Origin of the sequence: Enterobacter hormaechei subsp. hoffmannii, from assembly GCF_001729745.1 — a bacterium.
Taxonomy (GTDB): domain Bacteria; phylum Pseudomonadota; class Gammaproteobacteria; order Enterobacterales; family Enterobacteriaceae; genus Enterobacter; species Enterobacter intestinihominis.
On sequence record NZ_CP017186.1, the window covers coordinates 1,553,721 to 1,563,778 of the forward strand.

The following is a 10,058-nucleotide window of genomic DNA, read 5'->3' on the forward strand; positions in this document are numbered from 1 at the left end:
TTGCTGTAAACGCTTAAAAACGTTGCAGCGCCCGCTGTAAATCACGCCTTTTCTGTCTGACGACGCATCACTCCCGCCGCATAATCGCCTGAAACATGGAGGTGAAGATGGGGATCCACGTTATCAGTATGTGCGCCATTCTGGCCATAATCCCGCTCTATTGGTTACCCGTTTTGCCAGACTTGCATATTGTCTGGTTGCTGATTGCCGCAGGAATTGCGTTATCCGTACAGCAGAGAAAATGGCTCAGGTTTTCAGGCCTCGCATTGCTTTTTATGTGCTGGGGGATCCTGGCCGCTCAGGAAAGCGTGTGGCCGATGAACCATTTAACGAGAGCACCGCAGCAGGCCGAGGTGGTCATTACCGCAACTGACGGCGCAACGATGCATCAGGGAAGGATTATCAGCCTCAATGGAGAACGCGTGTGGGCTGCTATGGGCGTGTCACTCTACGGCAACTACCTGCCTCAAAATGTCTGCGTGGGTCAACGCTGGGCGATGACCCTGCGGCTCAGGGCGGTACACGGAGAACTCAACGATGGCGGCTATGATTCGCAGAAAAACGCCTTTGCCCGACACCAGACGCTGAGCGGACGGTTTACCCATGCGGAGATTATCGACGCACGCTGTAGCCTGCGTTCGCAATACCTGACATCACTACAGAATACGCTTTCAGCATATCAGTGGGGGCCCGTGATCCTGGGGCTGGGGATGGGGGAGCGGCTGTCGGTCTCGCGGGAGATAAAAAACCTGATGCGTGAGACCGGAACGATGCATCTGATGGCAATCTCGGGATTGCATATTGCGCTGGCCGCTTCTGCTGTCTGGCTACTGGCTCGGGGCATCCAATTTTTCCTGCCGGGCCGCTGGATTATCTGGCAAGTGCCCTTACTGGCAGGTCTGCTTTTTGCCGCGTTTTACGCATGGCTAACGGGATTGCAGCCGCCCGCGCTGCGTACGGTTATGGCGCTTGTGGTACTGGCTGCATTAAAAATGAGTGGTCGCCAGTGGTCGCCCTGGCAGGTATGGCTTACCTGCGTGGCGGCGATCCTGTTTTTCGATCCGCTGGCGGTACTGTCACAAAGCCTGGCGTTATCCGCGTTTGCGGTCGCCGCGCTTATTTTTTGGTATCAGTGGTTGCCTCTCCCGCACTGGCAACGTGGCCGGTGCCTGCGGCCGCTGGTTACGCTGTTGTATTTGCAGGTTGGAATGCTGCTGCTTCTGTTGCCGCTTCAGGTACTGATTTTCCATGGTTTCAGTCTCTCCTCGCTGGTGGCGAATCTGTTTGCTGTTCCTCTGGTAACGTTTATCTCAGTTCCACTGATCCTGCTCGGCATGTTTCTGCATCTGTTTCCGGTGGCGACGCTGGAAAGTATCGTCTGGCTGGCAGCCGATAAATCTCTGGCAGGACTTTTCTGGCTATTGATGCGTTTACCGAATGGCTGGCAGGACGTGGATGAACGCTGGCAATACCTGACGTTACTGCCGTGGCTGCTGATCATTGGCTGGCGATTCAGGGCCTTCAGCGCAGTACCCGCAGTCTGTCTGGCAGGCAGCGTGGTGATGGCATTTCCCCTCTGGCACAGGATTAAAACTGACAGCTGGTCCCTGCATATGCTGGATGTAGGGCAAGGGCTGGCGATGGTCATTGAGCGTCACGGGAAGGCCATTCTGTATGACACCGGGCTGGCATGGCCCGGTGGGGACAGCGCGCAGCAGCTGATTATCCCCTGGCTACGCTGGCATCATCTGAGGCCGGAAGGGGTGATCCTGAGCCATGAACATCTCGACCACGCGGGGGGACTGGCATCGCTAAAAGCTGCCTGGCCTGCAATGTGGATCAGAAGCCCCTTAGCCTGGACCGGACATCTTCCGTGCTTTCGTGGACAGCGATGGCAGTGGCATGGGTTAACGTTCTCCGTGCACTGGCCACCCGAAAACACCTCGGCGAAAGGTAACAACCGCTCCTGCGTGGTAAAAATCGATGACGGCGAACAGAGCGTTTTACTGACCGGAGATATTGAAGCGCAGGCAGAACTGGCAATGTTGAGCCACCGCTGGCGTCAACTTGCGGCTACACTGATTCAGGTGCCGCATCATGGGAGTAACACGTCATCTTCAACACCGCTGCTACAGCGCGTGGAGGGGCAGGTTTCGCTGGCCTCGATGGCCCGCTATAACGCGTGGCGTTTCCCTTCCATCAAAGTAGTCAGGCGCTATCGAACTGAGGGATATCTCTGGCTTGATACCCCGCAGTCCGGACAGATAACTGTGACGTTTTCGCACCAAAGTCGGCAAATTCGCCGCTTACGTGAACACTATTTACCGCGTTGGTATCATCAGTGGTTTGGCGCGCCCGTAGATAACGGGTAGAATATGCGGCTATTTCAACAAATGCTGGTTTTTTGAATGCATAACGACAAAGATCTCTCCACGTGGCAAACGTTCCGCCGGCTCTGGCCGATGATTGCACCTTTCAAAGCAGGCTTGATCGTGGCGGGCGTAGCGTTAATCCTCAACGCAGCCAGCGATACGTTTATGTTATCGCTTCTCAAACCGTTACTGGATGACGGTTTTGGTAAAACGGATCGTTCAGTGCTGCTATGGATGCCGCTGGTGGTTATTGGGCTGATGATCTTACGCGGAATCTCCAGCTATGTATCCAGCTACTGCATCTCCTGGGTATCCGGTAAAGTGGTGATGACCATGCGCCGTCGGTTATTCAGCCATATGATGGGGATGCCAGTCTCATTCTTTGACAAACAGTCAACCGGTACCCTGCTGTCGCGTATTACCTACGATTCAGAGCAGGTGGCGTCGTCCTCTTCCAGCGCACTGATTACCGTTGTGCGTGAAGGCGCATCCATCATCGGTCTTTTTGCGATGATGTTCTATTACAGCTGGCAACTGTCGCTGATCCTTATTGTGCTGGCGCCGATTGTCTCCATCGCGATCCGCGTGGTATCAAAGCGTTTTCGCAACATCAGTAAAAATATGCAGAATACGATGGGGCAGGTGACTACCAGCGCCGAGCAGATGCTGAAAGGCCATAAGGAAGTGTTGATCTTCGGCGGTCAGGAAGTCGAAACCAAACGCTTTGACAAGGTCAGCAACAAAATGCGCCTGCAAGGGATGAAAATGGTATCGGCCTCGTCGATTTCCGATCCGATCATTCAGCTGATTGCCTCTTTGGCCCTGGCCTTCGTCCTGTATGCAGCAAGCTTCCCGAGCGTCATGGAAACCCTGACTGCGGGTACCATTACCGTGGTGTTCTCATCCATGATTGCGCTGATGCGTCCGCTGAAATCGCTGACTAACGTCAACGCCCAGTTCCAGCGCGGGATGGCAGCCTGTCAGACGCTGTTCAGCATCCTCGATTCCGAACAAGAAAAAGATGAAGGTACACGCGTGATAGAGCGCGCTAAAGGTGACCTGGAATTCCGCAACGTGACCTTTACCTATCCAGGCCGTGAAGTGCCGGCGCTGCGTGATATCAGCCTGTCCATCCCGGCGGGTAAGACCGTTGCACTGGTCGGTCGTTCCGGTTCGGGCAAGTCGACTATTGCCAGCCTGATTACCCGTTTCTACGATATCGACCAGGGCGAAATCCTGCTTGATAGTCACGACCTGCGGGAATATACCCTACAGTCGTTGCGTAACCAGGTCGCGCTGGTTTCGCAGAACGTGCATCTGTTCAACGATACGGTGGCGAACAACATTGCGTATGCCCGTACCGAAGAGTACAGCCGTGAAGAGATCGAGAATGCGGCGCGTATGGCCTATGCGATGGACTTCATTAACAAAATGGATAACGGTCTGGATACGATCATTGGCGAAAACGGGGTGCTGCTCTCCGGTGGTCAGCGTCAACGTATCGCGATTGCCCGAGCGCTGCTGCGCAACAGCCCGATTCTGATCCTCGATGAAGCAACGTCCGCACTGGATACGGAATCTGAACGCGCTATCCAGTCGGCTCTGGATGAATTACAGAAAAACCGTACCTCGCTGGTTATCGCGCACCGTCTGTCGACCATCGAACAGGCTGACGAAATCGTGGTGGTGGAAGACGGCGTTATCGTTGAACGCGGCAGCCATGCGGACCTGCTGGAACAACGTGGTGTATACGCGCAGCTTCATAAAATGCAGTTCGGTCAATGATTGCACGCATCTGGTCGGGTGAATCCCCTCTGTGGGTGCTGCTTCTCCCGCTCTCCTGGCTGTATGGCCTGGTGAGCGGTGCTATTCGTCTGCTTTATCGCCTCGGGATCAAGCGCGCCTGGCGCGCACCGGTACCGGTCGTGGTGGTCGGCAACCTGACGGCGGGTGGAAACGGCAAAACGCCGGTGGTGATCTGGCTGGTAGAACAGCTTCAGAAGCGCGGTATCCGCCCGGGAGTTGTCTCACGCGGTTACGGTGGTAAAGCGGCGCAGTATCCACTGGTGCTGAGCCCAGCTACGACAACCGCTGAAGCCGGTGATGAGCCGGTACTGATTTACCAACGTACTGGCGCGCCGGTTGCGGTATCGCCGGTGCGCAGTGATGCCGTAAAGGCACTGCTTGCAGAGCATGACGTACAAATCATAATTACCGATGATGGTTTGCAGCATTACGCGCTGGCGCGTGACAAAGAGATCGTGGTTATTGACGGCGTGCGGCGTTTTGGCAACGGCTGGTGGCTTCCAGCCGGTCCAATGCGTGAGCGTGCGTCGCGCCTGAAGAGCGTCGATGCCGTGATTGTAAACGGTGGTGAAGCCAGAGCGGGTGAGATCCCGATGCATCTTCGTCCCGGAAAGGCAGTGAATATGCTGACCGGCGAGCGTAAAGACGTCGCGTTACTGGATCATCTGATAGCGATGGCCGGGATTGGTCATCCACCGCGTTTCTTCGCGACGCTGGAGCAGTGCGGCGCGCGGCTGGAGAAACGGGTACCGCTGGCCGATCACCAGGCGCTGGTTGCCGAAGAGATTGAGAGGCTGGCCGCACCGGGCCAGACGCTGATCATGACGGAAAAAGACGCGGTAAAATGCCGGGCCTTTGCGAAAGAAAACTGGTGGTATCTGCCGGTTGATGCTGAACTCAGCGGCGAACAGCCGGAATATTTGCTCAAGGAACTGCTCGCGTTAGTGCAGTAACTTCTACGCGGTTCCGGTGGCGCTTTGACTGACAGGAAAACGCATGTCTCTACCGCAACTCTCACTTGCAGCCGCACGAAACCTGCATCTTGCCGCCCAGGGGCTTCTGAAAAAGTCCCGCCGCCGCGCACAGCCAGCGGATATCCTCTCTACCGTGCAACGCATGTCGTTGCTGCAAATCGACACCATTAACATCGTGGCGCGTAGCCCGTATCTGGTCCTGTTTAGCCGCCTGGGAAACTATCCTCCGCAGTGGCTGGATAATGCGCTAAGTCAGGGCGAACTGATGGAATACTGGGCGCATGAAGCCTGTTTTCTCCCGCGCAGCGATTTTGCACTGGTGCGTCACCGCATGCTCGCCCCGGACAAAATGGGCTGGAAATACCGCCAGGAATGGATGGCGGAACACGCGGATGAAATAGAACAACTGATTGCCCATATTGAGGAAAACGGTCCGGTACGCTCCGCGGATTTTGAACACCCGCGAAAAGGCGCAAGCGGATGGTGGGAGTGGAAACCGCACAAACGCCATCTTGAAGGGCTGTTTACGTCGGGCAAAGTGATGGTGGTCGAGCGCCGCAACTTTCAGCGCGTCTATGACCTCACGCACCGCGTTATGCCTCACTGGGACGATACGCGTGACCTGCTGTCTCAGGACGCAGCCGAAGCCATCATGCTCGGGAACAGCGCCCGCAGCCTGGGCATATTCCGCCCACAGTGGCTGGCGGATTATTATCGCCTGCGTCAGCCGCAGCTAAAACCGCTGCTGGAAACGTGGCAGCGTGAACAGCGCGTGATGCCGGTCTCGGTTGAGTCGTTAGGTGAAATGTGGCTGCATGCGGATTTGTTCCCTCTGCTGGCGCAGGCGCAAGAGGGCAAACTCCAGGCGACCCACAGTGCCGTGCTCTCGCCATTCGACCCCGTAGTCTGGGACAGAAAGCGAGCCGAACAGCTGTTTGATTTCAGCTACCGTCTGGAATGCTACACCCCGGCGCAAAAGCGTCAGTACGGTTATTTTGTTTTGCCGTTGCTTCATAAAGGGCAGCTTGTCGGGCGCATGGACGCTAAAATGCACCGTAAAACCGGCACGCTTGAAATTATCGCTCTCTGGCTGGAAGAGGGCATAAAAGTCACGGCTGGCCTGGAAAAAGGGCTAACGTCTGCGCTCAGTGAATTTGCGCGCTGGCAGGGGGCGTATGAAATTGTACTCGGTCGCGTGCCTGCGGGGCTGTTTACGACCTGTCGAGGTGGCTGGGAAACAGGCACTCCCTGAAAAAAGAATGTGGTAAGCTTTAGCAATTACCCATACGGAGGAACTATGGATCACCGTTTACTTGAAATTATTGCCTGCCCGGTGTGCAACGGCAAACTGTATTACAGCCAGGATAAACAAGAGCTGATTTGCAAACTGGACAGCCTGGCGTTCCCGCTGCGTGACGGTATTCCGGTCCTGCTGGAAAATGAAGCCCGTTCTCTGGTGGCAGAAGAGATCAAACCATGAGTTTTGTTGTCATTATCCCTGCGCGTTATGCTTCAACGCGCCTGCCAGGTAAACCGCTGGTGGATATCAACGGTAAACCGATGATTGTGCATGTCCTTGAACGGGCACGCGAATCGGGCGCCGGACGCGTCATCGTCGCCACCGATCACCCGGATGTCGCGCGAGCGGTTGAGGCCGCGGGTGGGGAAGTGTGCATGACCCGTGCCGACCACCAGTCAGGCACCGAGCGCCTGGCGGAAGTCGTCGAAAAATGCGGTTTCAGTGACGAGACGGTGATTGTGAACGTGCAGGGCGATGAGCCGATGATCCCGGCGGCTATTATCCGTCAGGTGGCCGACAACCTGGCCCAGCGTAAGGTTGGCATGGCGACCCTCGCGGTGCCGATTCACCACGCTGAAGAGGCGTTCAATCCGAATGCGGTGAAAGTGGTCATGGACGCAGAGGGCTACGCGCTCTATTTCTCCCGCGCCACCATTCCGTGGGATCGCGATCGTTTCGCGCAATCGAAAGAGACGATCGGCGAAACCTTCCTGCGCCACATCGGTATTTACGGCTACCGCGCCGGCTTTATTCGTCGTTATGTCGCCTGGGCACCAAGCCCGCTTGAGCATATCGAAATGCTCGAACAGCTTCGCGTGCTGTGGTACGGCGAGAAAATTCACGTTGCGGTTGCCCAGGAAGTCCCTGGCACCGGCGTGGATACGCCTGAAGATCTCGATCGCGTACGCGTCGAATTGCGTTAATTCGCTGCCATCCCCTCGTTCTGGGGGGATGTTCTCTTCCTTTTCTTTTTCATTATTGATCTCGACCGGGTGACATCCGGGGTTCGCGCGCTCATTATAAAAGCAGTAGTCTTAATGGGGGTAATCTCATATGGAACAGCTGCGTGCTGAACTCAGCCATCTCCTTGGCGAAAAGCTAAGCCGGGTGGAATGCGTGAATGAAAAGGCCGATACCGCACTCTGGTCGTTGTACGACAGTCAGGGAAACCCCATGCCGCTGATGGCCAGAAGTTTTACCTCGCCGGGTGTCGCCAGACAGCTGGCCTGGAAAATGTCGATGCTGGCGCGGGAAGGGACTGTCCGTATGCCGACGGTCTACGGCGTGATGACCCATGAGGAGCATCCCGGCCCGGATGTTCTGCTTATTGAACGTTTACGCGGGGTTTCTGTTGAAGCTCCGACGCGTACACCGGAGCGCTGGGAACAGCTGAAAGATCAGATTGTCGAGGCTCTGCTTGCCTGGCATCGGCAGGACAGCCGGGGTCTTGTTGGCGCGGTAGACAGCACCCAGGAAAACCTGTGGCCGCTATGGTATCGCCAGCGTGTCGAAGTGCTCTGGGGCACGCTGAACCAGTTCAACAACACCGGTTTAACGATGCAGGACAAACGTATTCTGTTCCGCACCCGGGAATGTCTGCCGACGCTGTTTGAGGGTTTTAACGACAACTGCGTGCTGGTTCACGGCAACTTCACGCTGCGCAGTATGCTTAAAGACTCGCGCAGCGATCAGCTTCTGGCGATGGTCGGGCCGGGGATCATGCTCTGGGCGCCGCGCGAGTACGAACTGTTCAGGCTGAGCGAGGGCGGGGCGGCGGAAGATTTGCTCTGGCACTATCTTCAGCGCGCCCCCGTTGCGGAGGCCTTTCTCTGGCGACGCTGGCTCTATCTTCTCTGGGATGAGGTGGCGCAACTGGTCAACACCGGGCGCTTTAATCGGGCCAGTTTCGATCTGGCCGCAAAATCACTCCTGCCCTGGCTTGCCTGACGAACCCTTAAGCCACTGCCACAGGCGGCCAAGCGTCTCGTAACCGACGCGGTCGCTGTGCATCAGCCATACCGGGGACGGGATTATCCGTTCCCACGGGTTGAGCGGGGCGTCAATGGCCAGCTGGTTTGCCGGAGCAGGAAGCGGATGCAGGCCCTGATTCTCAAAGAAAATCATTGCGCGCGGCAGGTGTGAAGCAGAGGTCACCAGCAGGAACGGCACATCACCGATGGCTTGTTTCACCGCAGCAGCTTCTTCTTCGGTATCTTTTGGGCTATCCAGCGTGATGATGGCGGAACGTGGTACGCCAAGCGATTCAGCCACTCTTGCCCCTGCTTCAGCGGTACTTACCGGGTTGGTTTTTGCCGCAGCGCCCGTGAAGATCATCTTCGATCCCGGATTGGCCAGCCACAGGCGGATCCCCTCGTTCAGGCGCGGCAGGCTGTTGTTGATCAGGTTTGAGCTGGGGGCCCAGTTCGGATCCCAGGTATACCCGCCGCCCAGCACCACGATATAGCCCACCTTCTGTTTTCCCTGCCATGTAGGGTAGGTGTTTTCAATCGGGCGTAACAAACTGTCAGCGACCGGTTGCAGGCTGAGTAACAGCAGCGCCAGCCAGCCCACGGTGACGAGGGATTTACCGCTTTTCTGAAAGCGGCTAAACCATATCAATGCCAGCCCCAGCGCGATGAGAAGCAACAGCAGGGGAAGGGGAAGCATCATGCCTCCAATATATTTTTTTAGGGTAAAAAGCATCCTTTTTGGTTCCTTTTTTAACCATACAGCAGGCGATTGCCCGTGATATTACACCAGAGTGGTTCATTCTCCGCGCGGGTGTGACAAAATAGCGGTTTTGCAGTGAGTGGAACCCTCCCAATGCGGGATCGCAATTTTGATGACATCGCGGAAAAGTTTTCGCGCAACATTTATGGCACCACCAAAGGTCAGCTTCGTCAGACGATCCTCTGGCAGGATCTGGATAAGCTGCTGGCTGAATTTGGTGACCGACCGTTGCGCGTACTGGATGCCGGCGGTGGGGAAGGGCAGACTGCAATTCTGATGGCGCAGCGGGGACATCACGTCACGCTTTGCGATCTTTCTGCCGAGATGGTTGCGCGCGCCGGGCGAGCGGCAGAAGAGAAAGGTGTGAGCGACAACATGCATTTTATACATTGCGCCGCTCAGGACATTCCGCAGCATTTGGAAACGCAGGTTGATCTGATATTGTTTCATGCTGTGCTCGAATGGGTCGCCGAACCACAAGCGATGTTAAAAACGCTGTGGTCGATGTTGCGCCCGGGCGGTGCGTTATCGCTGATGTTTTACAATGCCAACGGCCTGCTAATGCGAAACGTGCTGGTCGGCAACTTTGGCTATGTACAGCAGGGCATGTATAAAAAGAAACGACGCACGCTTTCACCGGATTTCCCCCGTGAACCGCAGCAGGTCTATGGCTGGCTGGAGGAGATCGGTTGGGAAATTACCGGCAAAACTGGCGTGAGGGTGTTTCATGATTATCTGCGTGATAAACAAAAACAGGATGACTGTTTAGACGCCTTAACAGAAATAGAGACGCGGTACTGCCGCCAGGAGCCTTATCTGAGCCTTGGCCGCTATATCCACGTCACCGCGCGCAAGCCGCAGATGCAAGGATAATCT

9 protein-coding genes are annotated in these 10,058 nt (G+C 56.1%); 8 read left to right on the plus strand and 1 reads right to left on the minus strand.

The window, feature by feature from the left end:
• The first annotated feature begins 107 nt into the window (after window positions 1–107).
• From BFV65_RS07250 to BFV65_RS07280, 7 genes are all read left to right on the plus strand, one after another.
• A complete protein-coding gene (locus BFV65_RS07250) occupies window positions 108–2,372 on the plus strand; it encodes a ComEC family protein (protein WP_069596408.1) in 2,265 nt (754 codons plus the stop codon).
• Between the two features lie 36 nt (window positions 2,373–2,408).
• Window positions 2,409–4,157 (plus strand): lipid A ABC transporter ATP-binding protein/permease MsbA, encoded by a 1,749-nt coding sequence (msbA, locus tag BFV65_RS07255; RefSeq protein ID WP_069596409.1) that lies wholly within the window; start codon window positions 2,409–2,411, stop codon window positions 4,155–4,157.
• Window positions 4,154–5,131, plus strand: coding sequence for a tetraacyldisaccharide 4'-kinase (lpxK, locus tag BFV65_RS07260; RefSeq protein WP_069596410.1), 978 nt, complete (start codon window positions 4,154–4,156; stop codon window positions 5,129–5,131). The genes msbA and lpxK overlap by 4 nt, the downstream gene beginning before the upstream one ends.
• Before the next feature lie 43 nt (window positions 5,132–5,174).
• Entirely contained in the window at window positions 5,175–6,404 is a 1,230-nt protein-coding gene (locus BFV65_RS07265) for a winged helix-turn-helix domain-containing protein (RefSeq protein ID WP_069596411.1), read from the plus strand.
• 45 nt (window positions 6,405–6,449) lie between these two features.
• Window positions 6,450–6,632 carry a protein YcaR gene (ycaR, locus tag BFV65_RS07270; protein WP_003858220.1) on the plus strand — a complete coding sequence of 61 codons (183 nt, stop codon included), beginning with the start codon at window positions 6,450–6,452 and terminating at the stop codon, window positions 6,630–6,632.
• Window positions 6,629–7,375 carry a 3-deoxy-manno-octulosonate cytidylyltransferase gene (kdsB, locus tag BFV65_RS07275; RefSeq protein WP_023299728.1) on the plus strand — a complete coding sequence of 249 codons (747 nt, stop codon included), beginning with the start codon at window positions 6,629–6,631 and terminating at the stop codon, window positions 7,373–7,375. The genes ycaR and kdsB overlap by 4 nt, the downstream gene beginning before the upstream one ends.
• A gap of 130 nt (window positions 7,376–7,505) precedes the next feature.
• Window positions 7,506–8,399 carry a YcbJ family phosphotransferase gene (locus BFV65_RS07280; protein WP_003858216.1) on the plus strand — a complete coding sequence of 298 codons (894 nt, stop codon included), beginning with the start codon at window positions 7,506–7,508 and terminating at the stop codon, window positions 8,397–8,399.
• On the opposite strand, the gene elyC is transcribed toward BFV65_RS07280, so the two are convergent.
• Window positions 8,376–9,155, minus strand: a complete 780-nt coding sequence (gene elyC, locus BFV65_RS07285; protein ID WP_069596412.1) for an envelope biogenesis factor ElyC — start codon at window positions 9,153–9,155, stop codon at window positions 8,376–8,378. The genes BFV65_RS07280 and elyC overlap by 24 nt on opposite strands.
• A gap of 120 nt (window positions 9,156–9,275) precedes the next feature.
• Between elyC and cmoM the strand changes: the two genes are divergently transcribed.
• Window positions 9,276–10,055 carry a tRNA uridine 5-oxyacetic acid(34) methyltransferase CmoM gene (gene cmoM / locus BFV65_RS07290; RefSeq protein WP_006809373.1) on the plus strand — a complete coding sequence of 260 codons (780 nt, stop codon included), beginning with the start codon at window positions 9,276–9,278 and terminating at the stop codon, window positions 10,053–10,055.
• Window positions 10,056–10,058 lie beyond the last annotated feature (3 nt).

Bases quoted from the DNA above. Each gene is read 5' to 3' on its own strand.
- BFV65_RS07250 (WP_069596408.1), top strand. From the start codon at position 108: ATGGGGATCCACGTTATCAGTATGTGCGCCATTCTGGCCATAATCCCG.
- msbA (WP_069596409.1), top strand. From the start codon at position 2,409: ATGCATAACGACAAAGATCTCTCCACGTGGCAAACGTTCCGCCGGCTC.
- lpxK (WP_069596410.1), top strand. From the start codon at position 4,154: ATGATTGCACGCATCTGGTCGGGTGAATCCCCTCTGTGGGTGCTGCTT.
- BFV65_RS07265 (WP_069596411.1), top strand. From the start codon at position 5,175: ATGTCTCTACCGCAACTCTCACTTGCAGCCGCACGAAACCTGCATCTT.
- ycaR (WP_003858220.1), top strand. From the start codon at position 6,450: ATGGATCACCGTTTACTTGAAATTATTGCCTGCCCGGTGTGCAACGGC.
- kdsB (WP_023299728.1), top strand. From the start codon at position 6,629: ATGAGTTTTGTTGTCATTATCCCTGCGCGTTATGCTTCAACGCGCCTG.
- BFV65_RS07280 (WP_003858216.1), top strand. From the start codon at position 7,506: ATGGAACAGCTGCGTGCTGAACTCAGCCATCTCCTTGGCGAAAAGCTA.
- elyC (WP_069596412.1), bottom strand. From the start codon at position 9,155: ATGCTTTTTACCCTAAAAAAATATATTGGAGGCATGATGCTTCCCCTT.
- cmoM (WP_006809373.1), top strand. From the start codon at position 9,276: ATGCGGGATCGCAATTTTGATGACATCGCGGAAAAGTTTTCGCGCAAC.